This window comes from Fumia xinanensis (assembly GCF_014384905.1).
GTDB classification, from domain to species: Bacteria; Bacillota; Clostridia; order Oscillospirales; family Ruminococcaceae; genus Fumia; species Fumia xinanensis.
The window spans coordinates 435,920-462,251 of record NZ_JACRSV010000001.1; the positions used below are offsets into that span (position 1 = coordinate 435,920).

The 26,332-nt window shown below is 47.0% G+C and carries 22 protein-coding genes; 14 read left to right on the plus strand and 8 right to left on the minus strand.

The annotated features are described in order from the left end of the window. The first annotated feature begins 13 nt into the window (after positions 1–13). Together clpP and clpX are read left to right on the plus strand one after the other, a co-directional pair. Entirely contained in the window at positions 14–601 is a 588-nt protein-coding gene (gene clpP / locus H8710_RS02040; RefSeq protein ID WP_249293737.1) for an ATP-dependent Clp endopeptidase proteolytic subunit ClpP, read from the plus strand. Between the two features lie 8 nt (positions 602–609). Further along, a complete protein-coding gene (gene clpX, locus H8710_RS02045) occupies positions 610–1,890 on the plus strand; it encodes an ATP-dependent Clp protease ATP-binding subunit ClpX (RefSeq protein ID WP_249293738.1) in 1,281 nt (426 codons plus the stop codon). 125 nt (positions 1,891–2,015) lie between these two features. Here the strand turns inward: clpX and H8710_RS02050 are convergent, their stop codons facing one another. Continuing rightward, complete coding sequence (locus H8710_RS02050) at positions 2,016–3,614, minus strand: glycoside hydrolase family 10-like protein (RefSeq protein WP_249293739.1); 1,599 nt, start codon at positions 3,612–3,614, stop codon at positions 2,016–2,018. 527 nt (positions 3,615–4,141) lie between these two features. Here H8710_RS02050 and H8710_RS02055 point away from each other — a divergent pair. After that, positions 4,142–4,951, plus strand: coding sequence for a GNAT family N-acetyltransferase (locus tag H8710_RS02055; protein WP_249293740.1), 810 nt, complete (start codon positions 4,142–4,144; stop codon positions 4,949–4,951). Between the two features lie 173 nt (positions 4,952–5,124). Here H8710_RS02055 and H8710_RS02060 read toward each other — a convergent pair whose 3' ends face one another. Continuing rightward, positions 5,125–7,332 (minus strand): alpha-galactosidase, encoded by a 2,208-nt coding sequence (locus H8710_RS02060; RefSeq protein ID WP_249293741.1) that lies wholly within the window; start codon positions 7,330–7,332, stop codon positions 5,125–5,127. Between the two features lie 226 nt (positions 7,333–7,558). Between H8710_RS02060 and H8710_RS02065 the strand changes: the two genes are divergently transcribed. Together H8710_RS02065 and H8710_RS02070 are read left to right on the plus strand one after the other, a co-directional pair. After that, positions 7,559–8,149, plus strand: a complete 591-nt coding sequence (locus H8710_RS02065; protein WP_249293742.1) for a recombinase family protein — start codon at positions 7,559–7,561, stop codon at positions 8,147–8,149. Positions 8,150–8,447: 298 nt separating this feature from the next. Continuing rightward, positions 8,448–8,681, plus strand: coding sequence for a hypothetical protein (locus tag H8710_RS02070; protein WP_249293743.1), 234 nt, complete (start codon positions 8,448–8,450; stop codon positions 8,679–8,681). 65 nt (positions 8,682–8,746) lie between these two features. Here H8710_RS02070 and galE read toward each other — a convergent pair whose 3' ends face one another. Next, positions 8,747–9,754, minus strand: a complete 1,008-nt coding sequence (gene galE / locus H8710_RS02075; protein WP_249293744.1) for a UDP-glucose 4-epimerase GalE — start codon at positions 9,752–9,754, stop codon at positions 8,747–8,749. 723 nt (positions 9,755–10,477) lie between these two features. Here galE and yfmF point away from each other — a divergent pair. The 5 genes from yfmF (at position 10,478) to H8710_RS02100 (ending at position 17,269) form a co-directional block, all read left to right on the plus strand. Next, the gene (gene yfmF / locus H8710_RS02080) at positions 10,478–11,761 is read left to right on the plus strand and encodes an EF-P 5-aminopentanol modification-associated protein YfmF (RefSeq protein ID WP_249293745.1); all 1,284 of its coding nucleotides are present in this window, start codon (positions 10,478–10,480) and stop codon (positions 11,759–11,761) included. A 17-nt stretch (positions 11,762–11,778) separates the two neighbouring features. Beyond that, positions 11,779–13,062 carry an EF-P 5-aminopentanol modification-associated protein YfmH gene (gene yfmH / locus H8710_RS02085; RefSeq protein WP_249293746.1) on the plus strand — a complete coding sequence of 428 codons (1,284 nt, stop codon included), beginning with the start codon at positions 11,779–11,781 and terminating at the stop codon, positions 13,060–13,062. Positions 13,063–13,091: 29 nt separating this feature from the next. Then, entirely contained in the window at positions 13,092–14,201 is a 1,110-nt protein-coding gene (gene lgt / locus H8710_RS02090; protein ID WP_430413297.1) for a prolipoprotein diacylglyceryl transferase, read from the plus strand. Beyond that, positions 14,194–15,048 carry a bifunctional methylenetetrahydrofolate dehydrogenase/methenyltetrahydrofolate cyclohydrolase FolD gene (gene folD, locus H8710_RS02095; RefSeq protein WP_249293748.1) on the plus strand — a complete coding sequence of 285 codons (855 nt, stop codon included), beginning with the start codon at positions 14,194–14,196 and terminating at the stop codon, positions 15,046–15,048. Before lgt ends, folD begins: the two co-directional genes overlap by 8 nt. A 436-nt stretch (positions 15,049–15,484) precedes the next feature. Continuing rightward, a complete protein-coding gene (locus tag H8710_RS02100) occupies positions 15,485–17,269 on the plus strand; it encodes a protein kinase domain-containing protein (protein WP_249293749.1) in 1,785 nt (594 codons plus the stop codon). A 70-nt stretch (positions 17,270–17,339) separates the two neighbouring features. On the opposite strand, the gene H8710_RS13320 is transcribed toward H8710_RS02100, so the two are convergent. Further along, on the minus strand, positions 17,340–17,543 hold the full coding sequence (locus H8710_RS13320) for a helix-turn-helix domain-containing protein (RefSeq protein WP_283242745.1): 204 nt from the start codon (positions 17,541–17,543) through the stop codon (positions 17,340–17,342). A gap of 383 nt (positions 17,544–17,926) precedes the next feature. Beyond that, complete coding sequence (locus H8710_RS02110; protein WP_249293750.1) at positions 17,927–20,233, minus strand: SpoIIE family protein phosphatase; 2,307 nt, start codon at positions 20,231–20,233, stop codon at positions 17,927–17,929. A 394-nt stretch (positions 20,234–20,627) separates the two neighbouring features. On the opposite strand from H8710_RS02110, the gene H8710_RS02115 reads away from it, so the two are divergent. After that, entirely contained in the window at positions 20,628–21,398 is a 771-nt protein-coding gene (locus H8710_RS02115) for a hypothetical protein (protein ID WP_249293751.1), read from the plus strand. Positions 21,399–21,922: 524 nt separating this feature from the next. Here the strand turns inward: H8710_RS02115 and H8710_RS02120 are convergent. After that, positions 21,923–22,990, minus strand: coding sequence for a tyrosine-type recombinase/integrase (locus H8710_RS02120; RefSeq protein ID WP_249293752.1), 1,068 nt, complete (start codon positions 22,988–22,990; stop codon positions 21,923–21,925). 289 nt (positions 22,991–23,279) lie between these two features. On the opposite strand from H8710_RS02120, the gene H8710_RS02125 reads away from it, so the two are divergent. Beyond that, positions 23,280–23,897, plus strand: coding sequence for an ImmA/IrrE family metallo-endopeptidase (locus H8710_RS02125; RefSeq protein ID WP_249293753.1), 618 nt, complete (start codon positions 23,280–23,282; stop codon positions 23,895–23,897). Here H8710_RS02125 and H8710_RS02130 read toward each other — a convergent pair. After that, on the minus strand, positions 23,892–24,365 hold the full coding sequence (locus H8710_RS02130) for a helix-turn-helix domain-containing protein (RefSeq protein WP_249293754.1): 474 nt from the start codon (positions 24,363–24,365) through the stop codon (positions 23,892–23,894). The two genes, H8710_RS02125 and H8710_RS02130, sit on opposite strands and share 6 nt — an antisense overlap. Before the next feature lie 149 nt (positions 24,366–24,514). Here H8710_RS02130 and H8710_RS02135 point away from each other — a divergent pair, with 149 nt between their 5' ends. Continuing rightward, entirely contained in the window at positions 24,515–24,727 is a 213-nt protein-coding gene (locus H8710_RS02135; protein WP_249293755.1) for a helix-turn-helix domain-containing protein, read from the plus strand. A 164-nt stretch (positions 24,728–24,891) separates the two neighbouring features. Here the strand turns inward: H8710_RS02135 and H8710_RS02140 are convergent, their stop codons facing one another. Then, complete coding sequence (locus H8710_RS02140; protein ID WP_249293756.1) at positions 24,892–25,482, minus strand: hypothetical protein; 591 nt, start codon at positions 25,480–25,482, stop codon at positions 24,892–24,894. A 93-nt stretch (positions 25,483–25,575) separates the two neighbouring features. Between H8710_RS02140 and H8710_RS02145 the strand changes: the two genes are divergently transcribed. Continuing rightward, entirely contained in the window at positions 25,576–26,304 is a 729-nt protein-coding gene (locus H8710_RS02145) for a phage antirepressor KilAC domain-containing protein (protein WP_249293757.1), read from the plus strand. Positions 26,305–26,332: the final 28 nt, after the last annotated feature.

The following is a 26,332-nucleotide window of genomic DNA, read 5'->3' on the forward strand; positions in this document are numbered from 1 at the left end:
TGGAGGAAAATACATGAGCTTAGTACCAATGGTCGTAGAGCAGACGAGCCGCGGCGAGCGCTCCTACGATATTTATTCGAGACTTTTAAACGATAGGATTATCATGCTGGGTGAGGAGGTCAATGACACCACTGCCTCCCTCATCGTGGCCCAGCTTCTTTACCTGGAAGGCCAGGACCCCGACAAGGATATTCATCTTTATATCAACAGCCCCGGCGGTTCTATCACTTCCGGTATGGCGATTTATGACACCATGCAGTACGTCAAATGCGATGTGTCCACCATTTGTGTCGGCATGGCGGCTTCCATGGGTGCATTTTTGCTGTCCAGCGGTGCCAAGGGCAAACGATTTGCCCTCCCCAACAGTGAAATCATGATTCACCAGCCTTCCGGCGGCGCCCAGGGCCAGGCTACCGATATCGCAATCCAAGCGGAGCGAGTTCTGCGAATGAAGAAGCATTTGAACGAAATTCTGGCTTCTAATACTGGAAAATCCGTGGAGCAGATTCAAGCTGACTGCGAAAGAGACCACTTTATGTCCGCCTCGGAGGCTTGTGATTACGGCCTCATTGATAAAGTTATCTTCAAAAGCGGCGAGTAGGAGGATTCATGTCTGATTTTAACGAGAAAGAACCGGTAAAATGCAGCTTTTGCGGGAAATCGGAGCAGAATGTGGAGCGGATGCTCCATTCGGCTAAAGCCAATATCTGTGATTCCTGTGTGGCACTTTGCTATGAGCTTTTGGCGGAAGAGGGCCTTTTTCCATCTCCCGATTCTTTTGAGCCCTATCAGCCCGAGAAAAACTTCAAGGCTCCCAAGCTTTTAAAACCCGCTGAAATAAAAGAAGTTTTGGATCAGTATGTCATCGGTCAGGAAAAGGCCAAGGTGACTCTTTCCGTTGCGGTTTACAATCACTATAAGCGCATTTTCATGGCCAAGGATACCGATGTGGAAATTCAGAAGAGTAACGTGCTGCTTCTGGGACCTACCGGCGTAGGAAAAACTCTTTTGGCTCAGACATTAGCAAAAACTTTGAACGTTCCTTTTGCTATCGCTGACGCCACCACTTTGACCGAGGCGGGTTACGTGGGCGACGATGTGGAAAACGTGCTGGTACGGCTGCTGCAGGCGGCAGATTTTGACGTAGAGGCGGCCCAGCGGGGTATCATCTATATCGATGAGATCGATAAGATCACCCGCAAATCGGAAAACGCTTCTATTACCCGCGACGTCAGCGGTGAGGGCGTGCAGCAGGCACTTTTGAAAATTCTGGAGGGCACTGTTGCAAATGTGCCGCCCCAAGGCGGGCGCAAGCACCCTCATCAGGAATTCATCCAGCTGGATACCAAGAACATTTTGTTCATCTGCGGCGGCGCATTTGAGGGGATTGAAAAGATTATCGAACGCCGAATGGATTCCTCCTCCATCGGGTTCGGAGCCAATATTCAGAAAAGTCAAGACAAGGGAAAAGGGGAACTGCTCAAAAAGATTATTCCCGCGGATTTGGTGAAATTCGGCATCATTCCTGAACTTGTGGGCCGTTTACCGGTCATCTCCACGTTGGAGGATTTGACCGAGGAGCAATTGGTTCGCGTCCTCACTGAGCCAAAGAATTCACTCCTGCGCCAGTACAGCGGCCTGTTCGAACTGGACGATGTGGAGCTTGTTATGGATGAGGAAGCACTCCAGGCGATTGCACGGGAAGCCATAAAGCGAAAAACCGGCGCCAGGGGTCTTCGGAATATCATGGAGGAAATCCTTTTAAACCTGATGTTTGTAGTTCCATCCGACGATTCCATTTCCAAGGTGGTCATCACCCCAGACGTGGTGGATGGTTCCGGCACAGCAAAGGTCTTACGGCGGAAGCAGCCGCTTAAAAAGGCAAAATAGATGCAAAAAGAGCACCGGAATTTCCGGCGCTCTTTTCTATTTTTTACTTTGAACTTATTGATCCCATTAATAATCTGAACAGAAAAGCCAGCACCAAATCGGTACTGGCTTTTTATTGCTATTATTTACAGCATTACACCGTCTGCTCCAATGCGGTAGCCATCCGGAGTGGTCATACTGGTACCCATGACACCGTCGCTGAGGAAGTAGTACCACTTCCCGTCGATCTTTTTCCAACCAATCTGCATGGCACCGTTCCCATTGAGATAGTACCACTTGTTATTCTGTTTGAGCCATCCGGTGCGCATATAGCCGCCGCCGTTCATAAAGTACCAAGTGCCGCCAATTTTCTGCCAGCCGGTTTTCATGAGAACGGTTTTGGGGTCGAGATAAAACCAGCTGCCGTCTACCTTTTTCCAGCCGTTGGCATAACTGCCGTTTTTCAGCCGCAGTTTGTAGCTGCCGTCGGAGAGCTTGACCCAGGTGCCTTGTCCATCCTTGGTGGAAGACTGGCTTGCGAGCTTCGGCACGCCGTTTTTATGCACGTTGGTGTAGTAGGATTGAAGTCCGGGAACCGTTAAGAGAAATTTATAGCGGAAATGCATCTCTCCAGCGATTTCAGGAATGGTCTGGTTCAGTGCCATCTGATCCTGGATGGCGGCAATGCCGTACCAGGGACTGGATGTGGAAGATTCGCCTGCTTTGTAATCGGCGAGGCCCATATAGAGCTTGACACCGGTGCCTTTGACTACGTCAGCCCACCAATTTGCCAAAATTTCATAGTTTGCGTTGGACTGCCCGATATACCAGTAAACCTGAGGGCAGATATAGTCGAGCCAGCCTTCTTTGACCCATTTTCGGGTATCCGCATAATGGGATGAATAGCTCTGTCCGCCGCTGGTGGCAGATCCCTCTGGCCGGCTGCTGGATTTGTTGGCCCAAATACCTGCGGGGCTGACGCCAAAGGATACGCTGGAATCCGCTTTATGTACCGCGTCGTTGAGACCCTGGATCAGCTTGTTTACGTTGTCTCTGCGCCAATCATCGATATTCGAAAAACCGCTTCCATACTGGGCAAAGGTCGCACTATCATTAAAACTTGTCCCGGGATAGAAGTAGTCGTCCAAATGAATGCCGTCAACATCGTAGTTATTGACGATTTCCACCGCCCCGTCGATGACCAGCTGCCGCACTTCCGGCAGTCCGGGGTTCAGGTAGTAGTTTCCGTCGGAGTATTTCACGGTCCAATCAGGGTGGAGTTTAGCAGGGTTGCTGGAAGTGAGGGAATTCCATTCGGATTCGCCGCCTTTGGTAACGCGGTAAGGGTTGAGCCAGGCATGGAGCTCCATACCGCGGCTGTGAGCTCCATCGATCCAATACTGTAGCGGGTCAAACCCACCAGAGGGAGCGGTCCCCTGAGAGCCGGTCAGGTATTTGCTCCACGGGTAGATGTTAGAAGGATAAAAGGAATCTCCAGATGGACGGACCTGCAAAATAACTGCGGTCATGCCCATGCTTTTGCAGTTGTCGAGAATAGTGTCTGCCTCGGATTTAAGTTTGGATGAATTCGTGGTTGCTGCCGAAGGGTAGTCCAAGTTGTAGACAGTGGACACCCACACCGCGCGAAAAGTCTTAGCCTCAGCGGCAGAGGCGGACAGTGGAAGCGCCGTTAGGCAGAATACCAGCAGAGCCGCCAGGGAAATGAGCTTGGTAAATCGTTTCATGAGGTGAATCCTTTCTTTTCTTTTGTTATTTTTGAGGGATTATATGTCCGTGCATAAAAAAGATTGCATCAAAACCCAGCTGACTTTTGACACCAAAACGCCAAGCCGCAAGAAAGGCAAAGTCCTTTGGATTTTTGGTACAATGCTGTCATTTTAGCTGCACAGAGCAAGTACAATGAACCATGAAGTATGACATAGCCGCAAGCCCAAAGGGCCTGCGTGCCGCTCAGAGGCAAATCTCCGGCCAAGGGAGGAGAAAGCTGTATTGCAATAAAAACCACTACCGTTTTTGTGGCGGTAATCCGCAGCCTGCACAATACAGGCGGCTCTGCCGCCCACTTTGCTTTTTATTATAGCACAGAGCAGGCAATCCCTTCAACTGCAAGATTATGGAAAACCGGGGAAATCCGGAGAAAAAACGACAAAACATGCCGTATACTGGACAGAAAAGGCCTTTTGTGGTAGAATTTGAGGAACACTGAAACGGAACGAACATATTCAGAACTTTTTGAAAGGAGATAAGCCATATGGTGGAACTTAATAAAGAACAGATACCTAGGATTTCCCCTTTGTATGAGGGAATCCAGGAAACGCTGATTTGGGGCTGCCTGGATGGCAGCATGGGCCGGGCTTTCGCCGACAATGCTGAACATCCCAAAGCCGCACAGATCGTCAGCGGGGATTTCTGTTTTTTGGCAGGAGACAGCCTTGCCCCTGGTGCGAAAGAACTGATTTTAAATTTCCACGCCTGTGGGGACTGCATGTTCATCGTGCCTTATGGAGAAAACTGGGCCTCCCAGATTGAGAAAGTTTACGGGGCCCGCGCCCAACGAATTACCCGGTACGCCATCCATAAAGACGGCGATGTTTTCGACCGAGAGCATTTAAAACGTCTGTCGAAAAGCCTTCCGCAAGGCTTTTGTATGACGCCCATTGGCGAAAAGGAATATGAAATGATTTTGCAGGAGAAATGGTGCCGGGATTTTTGTGGAAATTTTTTATCCTCTAAAGATTATGTGAATCGTGGATTGGGTTTTGTTGCATGGCATGATGGAAAAATTGTCGCTGGTGCGTCTTCCTACACGGTATACCAGGGCGGTATCGAGATTGAAATCGTCACTCATGAAAATTATCGGCAGAGGGGTTTGGCCTCTGCCTGCGGGGCGGCGCTGATTCTTGCCTGCCTCCAAAAAGGACTCTATCCCAGTTGGGACGCGGCGAACCTGAAGTCAGTGGGGCTGGCAAAAAAGTTGGGCTACCATTATGACCGGGAATATCTGGCCTACTGCGTTTCTCGAGATGCAGCGGCTCATTCGAAGAAAAGTTTGGAGTCATAAATCATTCTAAGTATGTAGGATTTTATCGATCCGGCGACTATAAGCATAGAAAAAAGGAGAGGTATTTTCCTCTCCTTTTTCCATTCTTCTATGCCAACGGACGGGTTCATTGAAACCGAGACAAGCTTTCTTTTTAAATGTCCCCATCTGTATTTATAATATAAAATGTTTTGTTATTCTACAACCTTTTTCAGATGATAGCAATGGCTCTCAAAATCCTTTTTGGGTCTGGGTACTAAAATACCGGCGTTCATGAGGATGTCTCCCGGCAGTGTTAATGTTTTTTCATTTCCTTCGACTTTGTACAACGCCTCTGGATCGAGTCCCTGGAGTTTCAACCGGTAATTGGGCTGCTCCAAATGAATAAGATGATACACGTATACGGCGAAAGCTTGGTCCTTAGCTTTCGAGACGGACATCCAGGCGGCGGTCCCTGCGTCGAAAGGGTTGACCAGCCGGTAGAAGTCTCCAAATTGGACGAGACCGCGTATTTCCTTGTAAAAAGCAACCTGTTTTTTGATTTCGTCCTTTTCTTCATCCGAAAGCTGGAGCAGCTCCAGCTCGTAGCCGAACGCCCCAAAATAAGCCACATTGGCGCGGGTGTCCAAAGGTGTCGTCCGATGGAGCTGATGGTTAGGTACAGCGGACACATGGGCACCCATAGTGCTGATGGGATATACGAGGCTCGTGCCATACTGAATTTTGGTGCGGGCGATGGCGTCGCTATTATCGCTGGTCCAGACCTGAGGCATGTAGTAGAGCATGCCGGGGTCAAACCGTCCCCCGCCGCCGGAACAGCTTTCAAACAGAATATCCGGGAAGCGGGTGACCAGGGCTTCCATAATTCGATACAGCCCCAGAATGTATCGGTGGGCGGTTTCACCCTGTTGGTCAGCAGGAAGAGCAGCAGAACCTATTTCCGACAGGTTTCGGTTGTAGTCCCATTTGACATAGCTCAGATCGGCGCTTCCGAAAACATTAGTCATAGCGTCGATCACGTAATCGCAGACATCGTCCCGAGAGAGGTCCAGCACCAGCTGCTGCCGCCCCTGGGACGATTCCCTCTGAGGAACATGGAGGCACCAGTCAGGATGGGCCCTAAACAGGTCGCTGTCAGGGGAAACCATCTCCGGTTCTACCCATAGACCAAACTGAATGCCCAGCGACTTCATCTTATCGGTGATTCCTTGGATTCCGCCAGGCAGCTTTCTTTCGTCTACCACCCAGTCTCCCAGGGAGCAGCGGTCGTTGTCGCGCTTACCAAACCATCCGTCATCCATAACGAACAGTTCGATTCCCAAATTAGCTGCCTCTTTTGCCAGCTTCAGCAGCTTTTCCTCGGTGATATCAAAGTAGGCGGCTTCCCAGCTGTTGATGAGAACAGGGCGCTCCTGATCCCGAAATTTCCCGCGGCAGAGTCTTTTCTGATAAAGCTCATGATAAATGTGGGACATAGCATTCAAGCCTTGGTCGGAAAACGTAAGTACTGCTTCCGGAGCGGTAAAAGATTCCCCTGGACAGAGCTTCCAACTAAAATTCTGGGGATGGATGCCTCCCTGAACCCGTGCAAAGTCCAGCATGTCCAGTTCGGTGCTCATTCGAAAGCTGCCCGAATAGACCAAACTAAAACCGAAAACCTCTCCCTGCTGTTCATCGGTACCAGGGGCCAACAAGGCAAGAAAGGGGTTTTCAAAATGGGAGCTGGCTCCTCTGGTACTCTCGATAGACTGTGTCCCTTGACGGAGCGGGGTAGTACAGATATTGCGTTCATTGCCCCAGTTTCCCGCCAGCTGCAAAAAACGGTAATTCGCGGATTGAGGCAAGTCAACGTTGAAGGAAAACACCCGGTCTAAAATCACATTATCACAGCCACAGTTGACTACCTGAGTGCTGCGTACAATGGCATCACTGCCCTCAAAAATCGAGTAGTTCAAAATCACGTCCAAGTTGGCCGCATCATCATGGAGGGTCACTTGAAGCGTCAAGGCTTCCTCTTTCTCTTCCACGTAAGTCGAGGGAAGTCCTGGGAGGGATGGTTTGCCTTTTATAATTTTATAATCCTTGTACCATAGGGCTAGAATTTCCGAACCGTTTGCTAATCGGCATTCTATTGCAGGCCCTCGGTAATCGCCGCTGCCGTAGGTAGGCACTTCCTGAGGAGCCGTGCCGAGACAGAAGTTTTGGGTTTTAGGCGCAACGGGATAAAAAGACAGCCTCTGATTCATTTCCTCCATGAGATAGTCGAGGTACGCTCCGTTTTGAACCCGTTTTCCCCAGTAGAGATGGAGCAAATATCGGTCAAAAGCCACCTTCATCACATAGGAAACGTTTTGGGTCTGCAGATGAAAAATCTGACGTGTTTTATCAAAGGTAATCTTCATCGAAAACTTCCTCTCTGTTGGCGGAAAAATTTTTCGTTATCCGCCGCATATTATAGTAAACTCAGTGTACCGTGAATTTTATCGAAATACAAGATGTTTTTTTCACAAGAAACTGCACAATTTTACTATGATGACCGCTCAGATGGATATTTTACAACCTATCTTTTAAAAATCCAAGCAAAAAGGGTAGAATATCCACTGTAGTTTTTTTAAGGAGAGGGTAGAGATGACATACGGTTATGCGCGAGTATCCAGTAAAGATCAAAACGAGGACCGTCAGCTTTTGGCACTGGCCCAATTCGGCGTCCCACCGAAACAAATATTTGTAGACAAGCAGAGCGGAAAGGATTTTGATCGTCCCGCTTATCAGAAAATGCTGCGGAAATTAAAAGAAGGCGATCTGCTCGTCATGAAGAGCATTGATCGCCTGGGAAGAAACTATGAGGAAATTTTAGATGAATGGAAAAAAATTACCCGAGATAAAGGGGTAGACGTATACATCATGGATATGCCCCTGCTGGATACCCGTCGGGGAAAAGACCTATTGGGAACATTTATCAGCGATTTGGTATTACAGCTTCTTTCCTTTGTAGCGGAAAACGAACGGGAAAATATTCGCCGTAGACAAGCAGAAGGAATTCAGGCCGCAAAACTGCGGGGTGTGAAATTTGGGCGCCCAGAGTTGCCGATACCGGATGAATTTGAAGATATTTGTTCCAGTTGGAGGGAGGGGAAGTATACAGCACAGGAAGCAGCTCGTTTGCTGGGCTTTTCGGTGACAACTTTATACCGAAAATCAAAAATATTGGAAAAATAAGGATTTTAATATTGTAATTTTAATAAATAATTGAGCTATTTATGCACATGTTTTCTAAAATAATTGTATTATTTTGTTTCAAAAAGTACACATAAAAATTGACATTTTTATGTGTCATTAAAGGAGCCATGGATTTTTTTAGATTGAAAATATTATAACACTTTCCTAAAACATTGTCAATTTATAGGAAAAAATGGGCAAATGTTATAATAACTATAAATGGGACAAGAAAAAACTAGTTATGTACAAAATTTTCACAAAGTGTACTTTTTGGATGGCCTTGCCAGGAGGAAAAAAGATGAAGACTGATTTGCTGGATGAGCTGGCCCTGAAATTGGGCTGCAGTTATCTGTCGGATTTGAAATGCGCACAAAACCTCCAAAAAATACAGGCACTCCTTGAAAGGATGGGTCCTGAGGAATTTTCTATTAAGGAATGGGACTATGTGTTAAGTTATCTGCTGGATAGAGAGGTGTACGTGCAGACTCCTGCGGAGGCGGCCGCTGTTTTGTCTCTAGATAAAACAGAGTAAATAAAAATGTTAAAATCCCCCGGATGAGATGTCTCATCCGGGGGTTCTTTGTGACAAAATTCAATTTATAGTCCGTTGGGATTTTTAGCAGTAAAGTTCCAGGAATCTATACACATCTCTTCTACGCCTCTCTGCGCCTGCCAGCCCAAGACTTCTTTGGCCTTAGCGGGATCGGCGTAGCATTCGGCGATATCGCCGGGACGGCGGGGGGCAATTTTGTAGTTGACTTTTTTTCCGCTGGCTTTTTCGAAGGCCTCTACCATCTGGAGGACGGAATATCCGGTGCCGGTTCCCAGATTGTAAGCATCTACTCCCTTGTCTTTACGGACTTTGGCCAATGCTTTCAAGTGACCCAGTGCCAGATCCACTACATGAATATAATCGCGGACGCCGGTCCCGTCTATGGTGTCGTAGTCGTTTCCGTAGACTGATAGACACTCGAGTTTCCCGGAAGCGACTTGAGCAATATAGGGGAGCAGGTTGTTGGGAATACCATTAGGATCTTCTCCGATGCGGCCGCTTTTATGAGCGCCAATGGGGTTAAAGTACCGCAGCAGGGCGATGGACCAGTCTTTATCAGCCACATACAGGTCGCGGAGGATGTCTTCAATCATCAGCTTGGTAGAGCCGTAAGGATTGGTGGTGGACAGAGGAAAATCCTCCCGGATAGGCACCGATTTTGGCGCGCCATAAACGGTAGCGGAAGAACTGAATACCAGCCTTTTCACACCATATTGCTCCATCAGCTCACAGAGAATTAATGTGCCGGTGATGTTGTTGTGATAATAAAGAAGAGGTTTTGACACGCTCTCGCCCACCGCTTTCAGGCCAGCAAAGTGGATGACAGCGTCGATTTCATTTTGCTGGAAGACTTTTTCCAGACTTTCTTTATCCAGCAGGTCGACTTCATAGAATTTAAAATCTTTTCCAGTGATTTCCCGGATGCGGTTTAAAGCTTCTGGCTTTGAGTTTACAAAGTTGTCAACGATGACCACTTCTTCTCCTTCATTTAAGAGTTCTACGCAGGTGTGAGAACCGATGTACCCGGCTCCGCCCGTTACTAATACTGCCATAGGGATACCTCCTGTTACAATAGTCGTAATTCTTTTTCCGATTTTCAGTATAGTTGTTTTCGATCCACTCGTCAACCGTTTGGGAAGATAATCCATAAAATTTAAAAGGACAGAGATGATATTTTAAGGTTTGCTACAATTTATATAATGACGATCCGCTCTTTTTTATATGATAAAACTGTTGGCAACAAATATTCAGGAAATCTTCTTAATTTTTCGTCCATATTATGGTATAATAAACACAATCAACGAAGGTTTTCTGTGAAAACCTTCGGTCGCATAAATGCGGCTTGCCAAAACAAGGTGATTTGACATTGCGTTTATTTTATCATTATCCGGTTCTGCCAAAGCAGAACTACGGTGGGTAAACCCGCCTACAAATTCCTGCGGAATTTGCGGATATGGTATAATAACCTCACAAGCAAATAACGAAGCTGTTTGCAAAGCGCCTAAAAGGAGTTTTTGTCCCGCTACCGCGGGAGATGTGAGAGCATTGTATCATAATTCACAAAAGGCTAAGACTTTTGTTGGGCCATGCCCGCTATCGTTGATTTCGTCCACTGAATTTATGATATAATATCCACAAATAGTAAACTGATGGTGAAAATTTTGCAGAGCAACACTTTTTTGTGGATGACTATTACAAACATTTGAGCAACAGCCTTATTCGAATATTGTTTGGCATCCTTTTTAGGAAGTCTTTGAAAGGATATGATTCTTAGAATGAAGGAAACATTTTTGCGGGAGCCTATAGGCGATCACGTCTATTTCGGTAGCGTCCGGGATGAGCGATATAAAACCAATCTTCTTGCTGTCAACCTAATCCTGCCGCTGCGCAGAGAAACTATGACAGGAAATGCATTAGTCCCCATGATTCTGGAAAAAGGATATGAGGACTATCCGACTTTTCAGGCTTTTTCCAAAAAGCTCAATTTGATGTACGGTGCGTCTGCGGGAAGCTCCATATCGAAAATAGGGGACAAAGCTGTCTTGACGCTGATGATGTCTGTCATCGACGACAACTACGCCTTAAGTGGTGAGCTGTTATTAAAGGAAAGCGCTGAAGTTCTCATGGGAATGCTTCTCCGTCCAGCTATGAAGAAAGGCCTGTTTGACGAAAAAACGCTCATGCTCCAAAAACAGTACCTCATCGACACCATTGAGTCGGAAATCAACGACAAACGCCGGTATGCCCTAATGAAAACTGTTTCTCTCATGTTCGAGGGCGAGGCTTTTGGGGAGGATCGGTTCGGTACTGTAGAGGGAGTCAAAGCTATCACAGCGGAAGAAACCGCCGCCGCATACCGCCGCATCATCGACGAGGCGACGGTGGAAATCCTTCATGTAGGCATGGGAGATCCTTCCTGTGCCAAAGAGGTGTGTAAAAAGGCATTTGCCGGCTTGACACGCCATCCGGCTGATTTTGCAGAGACGGAGATCCAAATCGGTTCCGGAGAGGTGAAAAACGTCATTGAGCGGTTTAATGTGACCCAATCGAAACTCTGTCTGGGGTTCAAAACCGATGTTAAGCCGGACAGTACGCTATTAAATCCCATGCGGATGGCAGTTGCAATTCTGGGCGGCACCCCGACTTCCAAACTTTTCCTCAACGTGCGAGAGAAAAAGAGCCTGTGCTACTACTGCGCCGCCCGGTTTGACCGGACTAAGGGCATTATGATGATTGACAGCGGCGTAGAGCACGATAAGATTGACGAGGCCAAAGAAGCCATTTTGGAGCAGCTTCAGGCGGTTTGTGATGGGGATTTTACCGACACCGACATGGAGTTTGCGTCGTTAAGCCTCCAGAACAGCTTTCGCTCCATGGGCGAGAGCGCCTATTCCATGGAGCTTTACTACCTGACGCAGACGGTTTTAGGCCTCAGCGGCACACCGGAAGAACAGAGCGAAGCCATCGCCAAGGTTCAAAAACACGAAATCATAGAGGCGGCCAAGCATATCCGCCTACACACCGTTTACCTGCTCACCGGCGAGAACGTGAAGCGGTAGAAAGGAAGGAATTGCTGATGAAAAAAACCGTGGTTCAAAGCCCACGTATCCATGAGCAGTATATCCGCATGGAGCACGAGTCGGGGCTCACCATTTTGCTTTATCCCATGAAGGGGTTTTCTACCGCCTACGCCCTCTTTGGCACCAAATACGGCTCGGTAGACAACTGCTTCAAGACTGGGGACGACGCTGATTTCGTTACGGTGCCCGACGGCATCGCTCATTTTTTGGAGCACAAGCTTTTCGAGAGCGAAGACGGGGACGCATTCACCCTTTTTGCCAAGACCGGAGCGGAGGCCAACGCCTTTACCTCCTTTGACAAGACCTGTTACCTCTTTTCCTGTGCTGACAACTTTGAGGAGTCGTTAAAGGCTCTTGTCACCTTCGTACAGGCCCCCTACTTTACCCAGCAGACGGTGGAGAAAGAGCAGGGGATTATCGGGCAGGAGATCCGGATGTATGAGGACCTCCCCAGCTGGCGAGTCATGTTCAATTTGCTGGAAGGGCTGTACGTCAACAACGCGGTCAAGGTGGACATCGCCGGGACGGTGGAGAGTATTGCCAAAATCGACGCGGATCTTCTATACCGCTGTTACCATACCTTCTATAACCTCTCCAATATGGTCATCGCCGTGGCGGGGAATTTCGATCCGGAGACTGCAGAAAACATCATTGTAGACGGACTCAAGGAATCGAAGCCCGTTTCCATTGAACGAAAAGGCTACGACGAGCCCCGGGAGGCAAACAAAAAAGAAGTGGTTCAAAACCTGGATGTGGCGATTCCGCTGTTCTATTTCGGCTACAAGGTGGAACCTGCTGATGGGGCGATGGACGGGCTCAAGCAGCAGATTGAACTGGAAATCCTTTTGGACGTTTTGGCAGGGCCCACCTCCGATTTCTACAACGAAATGTACCGGGAGGGCTTATTAAACGCAAACTTCGGCACCGAAGTGTTCGGCGGGCGCGGATTCCTGGCTACTATGCTGGGCGGCGAGTCAAAAGATCCGAGGGCGGTTTTGGCGGCTTTTAATAAAATGATTGCCGAAAAGAAGCAGAGCGGACTTTCGGAGGAGGATTTCCTCTCCTGCCGCAACGCCCTTTACGGCAAGGCACTTAAAGGCATCAACGATGCGGAGAACACAGCGACTGCTATGCTTTCCTACGAGATGATGGACGTAGGGCTGTTCGACATGATGGAAGTTATTGCCGACACTGCCTTTTCCGATGTTGAAAAACGCTTCGCCTCGGATTTCGATGAGGTCTGCCAGTCCCTTTCCATCGTTTACCCAAACCAGAAATAATTCCCTGACAAAATTTATACGAACAGGACGTGAAACAATTGAACACAGTTGAATTCCCCGGCCTTGGCCTCACCTTCCACCTGAACCGGGTGGCGTTTCAGATCGGAAATCTATCGGTTACCTGGTACGGAATCCTCATTACCCTTGGAATCCTGCTGGCCATGGCTTTTGCCCTGAGCCAATGCAAAAAATTCGGTGTCATCCCCGACAAGCTCATTGACGTGGTGCTGGGCGGCGTCGTCGGCGGTATCGTCGGCGCGCGGCTTTACTACGTTGCTTTCAGTTGGGATACCTTCAAGAACGATTTGGGCTCTATCATCAAGACTTGGGAAGGCGGCATGGCAATTTACGGTGGACTCATCGGCGCGATTTTGGTGGGGGCCCTCATCGTCAAGCTCCGCAAAATGAAGCTGCTTCCGGTCCTCGACATCGCCTGTATGGGTTTTCTCATCGGACAGGCCATCGGGCGCTGGGGCAATTTCGTCAATGTGGAGGCGTTCGGCTCCAACACCAGCCTCCCTTGGGGTATGACCGGCGAACGGGTCACCTCCTATCTCAGTAATTCCGCCAATGTGGAGACGCTCAGTAAGCTGGGGGTTACCGTAGACGCACTGGCGTCGGTTCACCCCTGTTTCCTTTATGAGTCCCTCTGGTGCGCTCTGGGCTTCTTGCTGCTTTTCTTATACAGCAAGCACCGCAAATTCGACGGTGAGCTCTTTTTGATGTACACCGCCTGGTATGGCTTGGGTCGCGGCGTCATCGAGGGCCTTCGTACCGACAGCCTGCTCCTTGGGAGCATCCGTGTTTCCCAGCTGCTTGCTTTTATCTTAGTGGTTGTCGCTGTGATTGTCTGGTTGGCAGTTCGCTCCAAGATCAAACGGGCCCACGACGAGAATTACCTGAAGCTCTACGTTAAAACCGAGGCCTATCAAAATGAAGTGGCGGCCTACGAGGAAAAACAGGCAAAGAAAAAGAACAAGAAAACCGGCAATGCTACACTGACCGAGGAACCTGCCGCTGATTCCACTTCAGATGAATCGGCGACAGAGATCAAAGAGCTGGAAAGCGATACCGATCCTGCAGAAGACACTGCGGACAGTAACGACGACACTACAGGGGAGGACAACACCGATGAGTAAACGAATCGACGGAAAACAAATTTCAGAACAGGTGAAGGATCGAGTCAGCGGGCAGGTAGCCGCTCTCAAAGAGAATGGAGTGACTGTTGGTCTCGCGGTAGTTATCGTGGGCCAGGACCCAGCTTCCAGGGTTTACGTCAACAACAAAAAGAAGGCCTGCGCCCGCTGCGGCATAGAATCATATGAATACGCCCTCCCGGAGGAAACCACCGAGGAAGAACTGTTGGCTTTGGTGGATGAACTAAACCGGGATCCTAAAGTCAATGGGATTTTGGTGCAGCTTCCGGTACCGAAGCAGATCGACGACCACAAGGTTATCGCTGCTATTTCGCCGGAAAAGGACGTGGATGCCTTCCACGCGGTCAACGTGGGCAAAATCATGATCGGCGACTTTGATTTCCTGCCATGTACCCCATCCGGATGTATGGAGCTTATTGATTCCACCGGAGTGGACATCGCCGGCAAAAACTGCGTCGTTATCGGCCGCAGCAACATCGTCGGCAAGCCTATGGCAATGCTGCTCCTCCACCGTAACGGCACAGTGACCATCTGCCATTCTAAGACCAAAAATCTCCCCGAAATCTGCAAAAATGCTGATATTCTGGTAGCTGCCGTTGGACGTGCAAAATTCGTCACTGCTGATATGGTCAAAGAGGGAGCCGTGGTCATCGACGTGGGCATGAACCGGGACGAGAACGGCAAGCTCTGCGGCGACGTGGATTTTGAGGCAGTCAAAGACATCGCTGGATACATCACTCCTGTTCCCGGCGGCGTGGGCCCCATGACCATCGCCACCTTGATGCAGAACACCGTCACCGCGGCGAAAATTCAGCATAACATTCAGTAAGGCGGCATATATTTAGCCTTGCAGATACGTGAGAGATTCTCCATAGAAAACTGAATTTGTAAAAAACAGCGGAATCACGCTGCTTAGAAAGGTATTGAAGTTTTCTTTGGTGTGGGAATAAGACGAAAAATGAATTCCGTTGACATTGTCAGCGGAATTTATTATAATATATCCGTAATAAATACAATTGCCAAAAATTTATCTTATCGTGATAAAATTACTATGTACTAAAAGGAAAAATTCTTCATAACGGCAGGGTTTGAAACCTTTTTGCCAGTAAGTGTGATTTTTTTACGGAGCCAGTGCTCCGACAGCAATAGAGCAACTCCATGATAGCTTCACAGAAGATGCTGTCCAATCGTAATAAAAATGGGCGTTTATGCGAAAGAGCGACAGTCTTCATCCGCGGCTTTGCGGAAATTAGGAGGTGACAGGCTTGAATGAGAATTTGTGCATGGGATGCATGAGGGACAAAGGCGAAGAAGAGGTTTGTCCATTTTGCGGATATTCGGATACATCTCCCCGTTTTCCTTCCTATCTGGCTCCGCGTACTGTTATCAACAACCGCTATGTCGTCGGCAAGGTGCTGTCCTATAACGGCGAAAGCGTCACATATATCGGTTATGACGTCATCGGCGAACGAAAGGTCAAGGTTCACGAATATTTTCCTGACACTTTGGTTACCCGCGGTGAAGACGGAAAATCGGTTGCGGTCAACAACGGCCGTCAAATTCAGTTCAAAGCGTACATGAGCGATTTTATCGAAATCGCTGAAAAACTTTCTCGTATGCGGACGCTGACCTGTATTACTCAAGTATTCGCAATCTGCTATCAAAACAACACCGTCTATTCGATCTTGGAATTCGTGGAAGGCATTTCCCTCAAAACCTATCTGGAAAAGAGAGACGTAATGCTCACCTGGACGGAGACCTCTGATTTGCTACTTCCTCTGGTCAAAACCCTTGCCATTGTCCACGAGGAGGGCCTTATCCACCGCGGTATCAGCACCGACAGCGTGATTTTAAGCCGAAGCAAGATGGTTAAGCTGGATGGCTTTGCCATCAGCGCTGTCCGCGCCGCCCGCACCGAGTTAGTCGCCGAGCTTTTTCCCGGATTTTCTGCACCGGAACAGTATTCCGCCGTGAGCCCTCACGGTCCTTGGACCGATGTTTACGCAGTCTGCGCGCTGCTCTATACCTGTGTGACGGCAGCGGCTCCGCCGGAAGCTTTGATTCGTTCCAATTCGAGACCGCTGCTGCCTCCCCGGGAGCGCAACGAGACGGTCCCGCCACGGGTTTCTCAGGCCATCATACAAGGGCTTTCCCTGTCCACCACTGAACGCATTCAGAATGTCGAGGAACTGCTGGCAAAAATCGGCGGTCCCTTCCAGAAAGGCGCTGTCGGCAGCGATGCCCCCACCGTTTCCATGCGGGCTCAGCCACCCTCTCGGCGGCCCACTTCTACCTTGCCACGGATTCCTATGGAAGCCGAGCGGAAACAGGAAGAAAAAGAGGAAAAAGATGGTGGCAACAAAAGGCTGATCCTCTGGAGTATGGGTATTACACTACCCATTCTGCTGGTGATTTTGATTTTTACATTTTGGTTTTTGTTCGGAAAAGACCGGCACAAAGAGCCGGAGGGGGATACTACATCCATCGTGGATTCCATGTCGGAAAACGATCCCTTCCGGGGAGAATCCGAATTTCACAGCTCTTCCGATCGTTCGGAGAGCGAAAGCAGTTCTTCACAGAGCTCTGAAGAGAGTTCGGAGTCATCAGAGAGCAAGCAGATGCACAAGGTGGCAAACTTTGTGGGGCAGGACTACAAGACAGTGACGGGAAATCCCGAGAATCAAAAGCTCTACATTTTCGATCCGCCGGAATATGTCTATGATGAGCAGTATCCTGAAGGCACCATTACTTACCAAAGCGTGTCGGAGGGGACAGAGTTTGAAAAAACTATGTCCATCAAGTTCAAGGTCAGCAAAGGCTCCTCTACAGTGCTGATTCCACCGTATGAGAAAAAGACTCAGGCGGAGTACACGGCCAAACTGGATGAACTGGGCATTAAGTACACCATCCTGTATCGCTGGGACAGCTCTTATCCCGAGGGGTACGTGGTAGGAACCGACCATATGGTGGGGAGCAAGTACAACACCCAAACCGGCGGCACCATTGAGGTTTACGTCAACAAAGCGCCCCCGGCAAACTCGGTTGATTAAAAGCAGTTCCCATAAATTCAAGCATTCAAAAACACCGGAAGGCTGGTTCCTTCCGGTGTTTTTTCGATTTTTACCCATCAGTTATTTCAAAAAGTTCGTTTGGGGTACAGTTTAACAGGTAACATAATGCTTCGATATTTTCATAGCGGATGGATTTCGTTTCGTTGTTAATCATTTTGCTGAAATTTTGATAACTCATTCCCAATTGCTTGTATAACCAATACTTTGTTTTCCCGTTTTGTTCCAATATTTTCAGTGCATTTAATTTAATCATAAGATATCTCTCCAAAACTGATGTTTTGATAAGATAATATCCTTATTTTGCTCTTTACATATAGACTAATACATTATATAATGTATTAGTCTATATGTAAATTTTAGGAGGCACAATATGATAATTGATGTTACCAAAGTTCAATTAATACCTGGCAATGGAGGAGTAGATTGTCCGGGAAATGGAGAACATATTGACGATAATGGAATTTTGATAGAATGCTGCTGCGATGAATGTAATTATATGATGTGTTGTTTAGAAGGAACACCAGAGGACATATGCAAAACCTGCACTGAGTCCAAATGCCCTCGTGGAACCAACCAATCATCTCGATGAAAATCTTTATAAAAACCGGCTTTCCTATAGAGAAAGCCGGTTTTTGATCAGTTCACCCGTACCATCCGCGCCGCCAGCACGGTGATGTCGTCGCCGGGAATGTCGCCCCGGTGCCGGGCCAGGGAGGCGAGCTTTGTGGCGATCTCCCGCGGGGGAGAGCCCGCCAGCATGGTAATTTCCTCCTGGAGCCATTCAGGGGTAATGGAGATGGCTCCGTCCGTGACCATGACGATCAGATCGCCGTCCTGTAGCTTGATTTGCCGCTTGTCATAGGAAATGCCCTGCAAAATGCCCATGGGAAGGGAACTGCCGTCCACCATGACGGTTTTGCCGTTTCTGGTGACAAAGGAGCAGGCGGCCCCCGCCTTTAGAAATTCGGCATTTCCGGTGTAGAGGTCGATGCATCCGATGTCCAGTGTAGCCAAGGATTCGTCCCCCGCCTTGACCAGCAGGGCGCTGTTGATGAGCTTGAGGGCGGCGTCAAACCCAAATCCGGCTTTCAGGAGCTTCAGCACGAAGTTGCAGGTCATGATGGAATCGATAGCGGCCCTTCCGCCGCTTCCCATGCCGTCGCTGAGAATCAGATGGGCAAAGCCCCGGCTGTCGGTAAAGTACTCATAGCAGTCGCCGGAGACCTTGTTGCTGCCGGAATTCAATTGGCTTACTCCGAACTGGAGCGTGTACTGGGCCTGCTCGAAAAAGGAGATTTTCGTCATATCATCCACTGTGACAACACTTGGGAAGTCAAACTGCCGGTCCAGCGCCTCGCTGAGCTGTTCGGTGACGATGCGCGCGTCCACTTTGAGCGGATTTTCCTGATAGATTTCCACCCGCATCCGGTCGTATTGGTCTAAGATACAGTAAACTTCGTTGGGGGATTCGCCTACTTCGATGAGGATATCTCGAGCCTTTTGGGTGAGCTTGGGATTCAGGAGGGTGACTTCTGAGATTTCCTCGCTCATTTCCGAGAGCATGTCCGCGATGCCTTCAAACTGCTCTGTCGCAACCTGCTTTGCCTCCAATACCTTGCGGGCTGCGTTTCCTTTCGAGAGGTATTCGTGGTAGTAGCCGTTGACAGTGCGAAGGATTTCCTCCGGCTTGGCGCATTGGGTGGTAAAGTGGACGGCCAAATCTTCCTTGGTGACTTTTCCGTTTTCTTTCAGAACGGGGGTGAATTTTTGAAAAGCGTCCATAGTCTGGCTATAGGTGGTTTCCCAGCAGAACATTTTGAGTCCGCACCGGCGGCAAACCTGGTCCACTGTCCGGTCGTAGACAGAAGAAATGTCGTTGACGCCGGTCTGGCGCAGCTTTTCCGACACCGCCTCCACCGCCTGCTGCATATCGTCCAGCGTTTTGGACGCAAATTGAAGCTTCATTGAGGTGCGCCCGGTTTCCTGCATGGTTTTGCTGCGATTTGCGTCGACCGGAGCGGGGACTTTTTGGAGTAGCTTCTGGGGCATGGCCATGAAGAGGGCCGAGGCCAGCAACAGGTCAAAAGCGCTGGTTATGGCCGCGGAATCGGCTCCCACGATGAGAATTCCGATGGTGTGAATGAGGATAAAAAAAGCGGTCTGAGTGAGTTTCCCAAATATGGCGAAATAACCAGACAGCATAGCCGCCAGGGCGAAGATGCCACCGCTTACCGCAAACTCCGGGGAATACAAAGCCAGCACCGCCGCTGAGGCCAGGCCGCAGACAGCTCCGGCTGTGGCTCCTCTCCGGTTGGCGATGATGAGCAGAGCAAGGGCTGCCAAAATCCGCCCTAAATTAAACACAAAAAATTCAATTTGGCAGGTGCCTAACAATCCGACCAGCACGACAACGGCCAAGCTTGCCCGTTCGATAAGCCCACCCTCGGAAATTTTTTTCCGGCCGAGGACGATTTTTGACGCGTGGAAGGCAAAATAGGTCAGCGCCCCGCCCAACACGCTTTCACAGAGGCAGAAGATAAGGTCAATAGTTCCCTTGTCGAACAGGGCGTTGCGGATGATGAGGCAGACAGCCAGCATCGCTGCTGAGGCGGTACAGAGAACGGCGGGGTTGCTTCGGAGCCTCGGAATGCCTGCAATAGCGAACTTCAGCCCCATGACTGCCAGCAATGCAATCAGATAGGGGAGGTTTTCCGCAAAATTTCCAAAAAGGCTATATCCTGCCAGCGCCCCCATAATTGACGCCACCGAGTATTGAGCGGGGAGAGCCATAGACAGGGCCACGCCAAAGGGAGAGAGGCTCCCCAACAGTTTTACATTGGATGCCAGAAAGGCGAAAATTCCGGTGAACCCGTATTTTGCGCCCTGGACAAACGATTCGTCCAAAAGTTTTTGTTTGGCTGCCGCCAGAGAAGGAATTTTCATGCTGCAACGACCTTTCTTTTTATGTCCTTCGGCAGTACTTCTGCTGCCACAACCATCCTTCGTGTTTTTCCAATCGCCCAGATCAGGTTGTCCGAATGGATGGTCCAACAGTTCATATTATAGGAAATCTCCTGTGCAAAGATTGTCGCAGAGGCTCAGTCCGTTTTCCAATTATTTTGAAAGGATGGCTGAATTATGCACCGATTATCAAACTTTCTGTAAAAGTCTGTGGGAAAAGCGTCCAATAAAATGGGAAAACGAAGTTCCACTATTGGAGAAAGAAGAATTTTTTCTTTCTAAAAACCGAGATATGTGGTAGAATGAAAAATAATTGGCAGTTCTGCCAAAAATTATGGTAGATTTTGAATTGCGAATTTTACCCGATCTGGAGGTTATGATGAAAGAATTTTGGCTGAAAAAACGGTTTAGCGCGCTTACAGCGTCGGTAGTTATGGTGGCTGCCGTGGCAATTTCTTTTTTGGGATGGTTTCTGCCCCGTCCTGAGGCGGCCCCCGTCAGCGGTACACCTGTCACAACAAGGCAGCTTTACCAGGCCGCTGTAGAGGATGCAGTAGAGGCGGATAGCGGCGAAGTAATGCCCCTTGTCTGCGTGACGCCGGACGACGATATGGTAACCTGGAATGATGCGGGAGATAAGGTGCTGATGCTTTCCTGGCACCGTTACCCGGAAAGTTACCCTAATGGTGAATCCATTACCCTTCAGTACGGTGAGGTTTGGACCTTCACGGACAAAGAAATCAAGGCTTGGTATCAGAAGAACAAGGATGGCGTCAAAGACTGGAACCTGCGCCTCAAGCAGCTCATCGGCCTCCCGGAGGAGAAGGAATATACTCACTTTACGGCATTCTGGGTCTCCCCGGAGGATTTGCTCCGCCCGGCATATCAGACCGATATCACCAAGGATGAGATGGAAGTGAGCTGGCCGGAAAATGGTGACGTTGACTTCAAAGAGTGGTTTGATGGTAATATCGTTTGGTCTTATTTTGATTCCGCCTATCCTTGGACCCGGCTCGGGTATACCTATGATTGGGCGGACAACGGGACCGACTACGGCCTGACCGAGTTTATTATCCAAAACGGCGCGCCGGTGGATATCGAGTTTACTTACACAAATGAGGAATTTTTAAATTGGCTGGCGGCGTAAAAAGTGAAAGAGCCGAGGATGATGTATCCTCGGCCCCGCTTATTGTTTGTCTCAAACGAAAAGCCCGGAGGAGCATTCTTGTGGTGCTCTTCCGGGCGATTTTTTACTTGCAATCGCTGCGGAGATGTGATATAATCTTATTGTGATAAAACTGTAGGGACCAACAGTACAAAAGCCGGAAGTGACCAACTGAGAGCCGTGAGAATGTGCGCACATTCTTGCGGCTTTTGGTTTTTTGCGGAGGATATGAAGAGAGCCGGGGCGGGAGGCCTCGGCTTTTGTTGTTAAAAACAATTAAAATTTAAGTATGTTATTCAGAAAAAGCAAATCCCCGCAAGCGCTTTGCTTACGGGGATAATAATGGAGCGGATGACGGGAATCGAACCAATAAACATCTATCTATTAAAGATTTATTTGCGTCAAAAATCCCCATAACTATGGGCTTTATAGATTTCTTAATCATATAAATTAGACTCAAAAAACACGTTTTAGAAATAAAAGTGTGTTACAAAGTGTGTTATTTTTTAGCCCAAAATACTCTCAAAAATAGACTCAAGATCGGAAGCTGTTTTCTGCAATTCGCCGTTCAACTCATGCCCATAAATTCCAAAGGTATCCATATTAACAGAATGCCCTACAAGAGGTTTGACCTGTCCATCAGATAAATTTTTTGCAATAGAAACGAATGTGTGCCTGATTTCATATAATGAGAGTTCAGGCAGGCCATTTGCACGGCAATATTTTTTCCATCGCTTATAGTAGTGCTGCATATTGCTGATATCAAATACCGATTCGCTACTTGATATGGATTTTTGCGCTTCTAATACCTTTTTGGCAGTTGGAGTTAGAGCAAAGTGTCTAATTGCATTTTCGTTTTTCCCCTTTGTTTCTTCTCCACGAATATTGATTGATCGAGAGACGTATATCATATCGTCTTGTATATCAGACCAGCGTAACCCAATTAGTTCACCGGGACGTAACCCCGTTAGCACTTCGAAACGGTAGGCGTATATATAATCATCAAATTTGCGCTTACCATTCAAAATGGTAGTATCTGTTGAAAAAAGCGTTTCTAAATCTTTCGGTTGAAGTATTTGTTTTTCTTTTGTCCTTGCCCCCTTGGGAATGGTCAAGTCTTCAAAAAATGCCGTTGTCACTTTGTTTTTTCGGCAGAACTTCATAAAGCTAGTAATAGTTGACTTCATATTTAGTAGCGTCTTTTTGGATAGTCCCTTACTATATGCTTTATTAAGAATATTTTGAAAATCCTGCTCAGTTAAGGAAACTATTTTTTTATGTCCGATGGCAGGCTTAAACCAGACACGACCCATGGATTCAATTTTTCCCCAATTTGATTCGGAAGTAGTTAGTTTCAACATTTCTACATATTTATCAAAGAGTACGGAAACCCTCGTTGAGGTCAAATCAATATTATCATCCAACCAGTCATCTGCTTTTTTATTGGCTTCACGCTGCCCGGCACGTCCTGGCTTAGAACTAGTAAAGGTACGTCTCACACCGTCTTTTTGTACATTTATCTGCCAACGATTATATTTTTCGAGCCACACAGCAGTGTTAGTACGTCTGCCCATGTCTGAGAATCTCCTTTCCGCCGCCCGGAATAAGTCCAGGTAGCTTGTTCATATTTATCTAAAACTATTTAATAACAAATTTTGAGTTATTTTGATAAAACATTACGAAATAACGTTAAATAATCCATAATTCGACAATAGAGCATTAAGTATCCAGATAATTACCATAATTTACCACTTTACACACTAAATATTTTGGATTAATATTATAATATAAAGCATAATATTTCAACTAAAATTCTTAAATATTCCATTTGCATCACCGAGCGAATGGAGGATAGAGGATATTATGGATTATGAAGAGTACAAAATTTCCAGAGATTTGGCTTGGAAGATTATTTTAGATATGGGCTTTACCGAACTGCCCATCAAGGTATCGGCAATATGCCGTAAGCTTGGTATACAGGTACGATCTTATGAAAAAGCAAAAAAGCTGTTGAAAAGACATCAGCTTGAACATAAAACCTTGGAAATAGATGGCTTTACGCTAGGCATAGATGGGCGGTACACCATCCTCTTTAATGAACATTGTAGCATCCAGCGTAATCGCTTCACTGTTGCGCACGAGCTGGGGCATATCCTCTTAGGGCACGTTCCTAAAGACGGCATACATATCACCGCTATCAACAGGGAACCTTCGTCGAAAGATAATCCTTTAGAGCAACAGGCGAATGTGTTTGCCTCTCGATTAATGGCTCCATTGTGCGTATTAAAATCATTAAGGATAAACGATGCCAAAGACATAGCCAGGCTGTGTGACATCAGTGAAACGGCGGCACAATTCCGGTTTAACCGTCTGAAATTAATCAACGAAAGAGAACAGCACAAATCCTGCTACGGTCTGTCTCCGTTGGAAATGGAGGTATTGGAGCAATTTCGACCTTACATAGAAAGCCATATGTTATAATTTGTCGGCCTCTTCATCCGGATCGGCCTCATACTCATCCAGAATCTTATTTATTTCCTCTAACTCTTTTCGGGTAACTTTAATTATCTCATTTTTACCGGAGCGGGCCACAAGCGAGATTCCTACCAGGTCTTCGTCTTGCTGTATCCGTTCATATTCTTTTTCTAATACCGTGTCTACGATATCCTTCCCATGGGTATCGAGGGCGCGGTATTTTTTTATGAGGCTTTGTTCGGGATAAGAAACGGTAAAGGGTAAGGAACTCTTTTTCATTTCATCTTGCCAAAGGTAATTTGGTTCTACAGCTAAGGCATCAAATATTCTATATAGAATTTCTTCTTTAGGCGAACTAATGCCATTTTCGTAGTTTCCAATAGCTGCTTGTGTAACTCCAATTTTTGAAGCTAATTCCGCGCGACTCATATTTAAGTATTCTCTTCGCTCTTTTAGTCTTGTGCTAAAGCTCATTTTTATCACCTCTGCATTTATAATATGCTATTATTCTTTGCAAGTCAAGAAAAAAATAAAAGAATCTTTGAAAAAGGTATTGACAATAAAAGAAACTTGTTATAAAATAATAATTGCAAAGAAACTTGTCAATCAAGGAGGTGATTAAAGTGAACTTTTCGGATAGGGTGTATGAAATTATGCGCAAAAAAAAGATGAATCAATCCGCAGTTGCCAGAGCAGCTGGGTTTGATCCAAAAGTTTTCAATGCTATATTACGAGGCAGAAAGCTTTTAAGAGAAGAGTATGTGTCTCCAATTTGTGAGGCGCTCGACGAAACACCAAATACTTTGTTTGGCTTCTCAGACGACCAGAAGAATTAGTACATAAAAAACCGCCAAATCTATCAAGAAATGGCGGTAGGGGAAGGAGGAAAAATATGCCGATATTTCCAATTATATCGTTATCAGTTTCCTTATTAGCGCTGATTGTTTCAATTATATTGATACGTAAAAGTTAAAGTTTGCTTTAAGAGTTGATTGCTTAGTTAAATATCATTTTCTTCGTGTAATCCTACTCCATCAAACCATTTTGCTCTACCTTGTGGCGTAGACAACATTATTTTTAATTTTTTGTTTCCACGAGCTGTCATTACTTTAAAATGTACAGGTTGATAATCTCCTTCCATAACGCAAAAAGAACTTGGAAAAACGAGATATGCTTTCATGTATCCATAACTTTCTATTCTGAGAGGCAATCTAGTTATAGTCGAATTTGGATTCCAAAAATGCTGTCCTTCTCCATCGGGAACGATAAGGTTATATCCCATTGGCTCGGGTGAAATAACAAAAGGCTTTTTTGAATCGTATATGACTATATCTCTGACGGTAATGGGAACTTCAGAATTGTTTTCCAACATTATGCAAAGAAGCACAGAACATTGATTTCCACTCATAGTGCTTATTGGGTCTACGATAAAAGATTCATCTCCAATAATGCTACTTTTTAAAATAAATTTTCTGTGCCGATAACCTAAATAGCTTATGATTAAAGCCCCAATAGAGATGAATAAAGCTATTGATGATAAAACATCTGACCAGTGCGACATAACTTTCGACCAAATTACCTGAATATCCAAATTTAAAGCCACCTTTCTTAATATGCTGGTACATGAAGCATAATAACACATTCTGAAACACAAAACAAGAAAAAAACAGAAAAGGAGGACTAAATGAACGATTTAATCAAGGTCAATTATGACAACGACCGGCCTACAGTGTTAGCCAGAGAACTGCACGAGTTTTTGGAAGTAAAAACAGCATACAAAGATTGGTTTCCACGTATGCGCGAATATGGATTTTTAGAGGGAACAGACTTCTGCTCATTTTTGAGCGAAAGTACCGGAGGCCGTCCAGCGCAGGACGCCCAACTCACCATCGAAATGGCAAAAGAAATCTGTATGCTCCAACGCAACGAAAAAGGGAAACAGGCAAGACAGTATTTCATCCAGCTTGAAAAAGATTGGAACAGTCCTGAAAAGGTCATGGCCCGGGCACTTAAAATCGCAGACAAAAAAATAATGCTCCTGCAAGACGAAAATGCCCAGCAGAAGCAAATTATCGCAGAACTTAACCCCAAGGCCAGCTATTACGATGTAGTTTTGCAGACCAAAGACGCTATTTCAACAAGCCAGATTGCAAAAGACTATGGCAAAAGCGCCATGTGGCTCAATGACTTGTTGCATACGCTTAGCGTTCAGTTTAAACAGGGCGGGGTATGGCTTCTTTACGACAAATATGCGGACAAGGGTTATACCCGATCTAAAACGCATACTTACAGCGGAGACGATGGAATGCAGCACAGTAAGCTCCATACATATTGGACGCAAAAAGGCCGGCTGTTTATCTATGAACTACTGAAATCCCACGGCATCTTGCCGCTGGTAGAACAAAAAAATTAACCACCAATTCTATAAAGAAATGGTGGGG

Bases quoted from the DNA above. Each gene is read 5' to 3' on its own strand.
- H8710_RS02115 (WP_249293751.1), top strand. From the start codon at position 20,628: ATGATGAAAGAATTTTGGCTGAAAAAACGGTTTAGCGCGCTTACAGCG.
- H8710_RS02130 (WP_249293754.1), bottom strand. From the start codon at position 24,365: ATGAGCTTTAGCACAAGACTAAAAGAGCGAAGAGAATACTTAAATATG.
- H8710_RS02125 (WP_249293753.1), top strand. From the start codon at position 23,280: ATGGATTATGAAGAGTACAAAATTTCCAGAGATTTGGCTTGGAAGATT.
- H8710_RS02055 (WP_249293740.1), top strand. From the start codon at position 4,142: ATGGTGGAACTTAATAAAGAACAGATACCTAGGATTTCCCCTTTGTAT.
- yfmF (WP_249293745.1), top strand. From the start codon at position 10,478: ATGAAGGAAACATTTTTGCGGGAGCCTATAGGCGATCACGTCTATTTC.
- H8710_RS02070 (WP_249293743.1), top strand. From the start codon at position 8,448: ATGAAGACTGATTTGCTGGATGAGCTGGCCCTGAAATTGGGCTGCAGT.
- folD (WP_249293748.1), top strand. From the start codon at position 14,194: ATGAGTAAACGAATCGACGGAAAACAAATTTCAGAACAGGTGAAGGAT.
- yfmH (WP_249293746.1), top strand. From the start codon at position 11,779: ATGAAAAAAACCGTGGTTCAAAGCCCACGTATCCATGAGCAGTATATC.
- clpP (WP_249293737.1), top strand. From the start codon at position 14: ATGAGCTTAGTACCAATGGTCGTAGAGCAGACGAGCCGCGGCGAGCGC.
- H8710_RS02060 (WP_249293741.1), bottom strand. From the start codon at position 7,332: ATGAAGATTACCTTTGATAAAACACGTCAGATTTTTCATCTGCAGACC.
- H8710_RS13320 (WP_283242745.1), bottom strand. From the start codon at position 17,543: ATGATTAAATTAAATGCACTGAAAATATTGGAACAAAACGGGAAAACA.
- H8710_RS02065 (WP_249293742.1), top strand. From the start codon at position 7,559: ATGACATACGGTTATGCGCGAGTATCCAGTAAAGATCAAAACGAGGAC.
- galE (WP_249293744.1), bottom strand. From the start codon at position 9,754: ATGGCAGTATTAGTAACGGGCGGAGCCGGGTACATCGGTTCTCACACC.
- H8710_RS02120 (WP_249293752.1), bottom strand. From the start codon at position 22,990: ATGGGCAGACGTACTAACACTGCTGTGTGGCTCGAAAAATATAATCGT.
- clpX (WP_249293738.1), top strand. From the start codon at position 610: ATGTCTGATTTTAACGAGAAAGAACCGGTAAAATGCAGCTTTTGCGGG.
- H8710_RS02145 (WP_249293757.1), top strand. From the start codon at position 25,576: ATGAACGATTTAATCAAGGTCAATTATGACAACGACCGGCCTACAGTG.
- H8710_RS02050 (WP_249293739.1), bottom strand. From the start codon at position 3,614: ATGAAACGATTTACCAAGCTCATTTCCCTGGCGGCTCTGCTGGTATTC.
- H8710_RS02110 (WP_249293750.1), bottom strand. From the start codon at position 20,233: ATGAAAATTCCTTCTCTGGCGGCAGCCAAACAAAAACTTTTGGACGAA.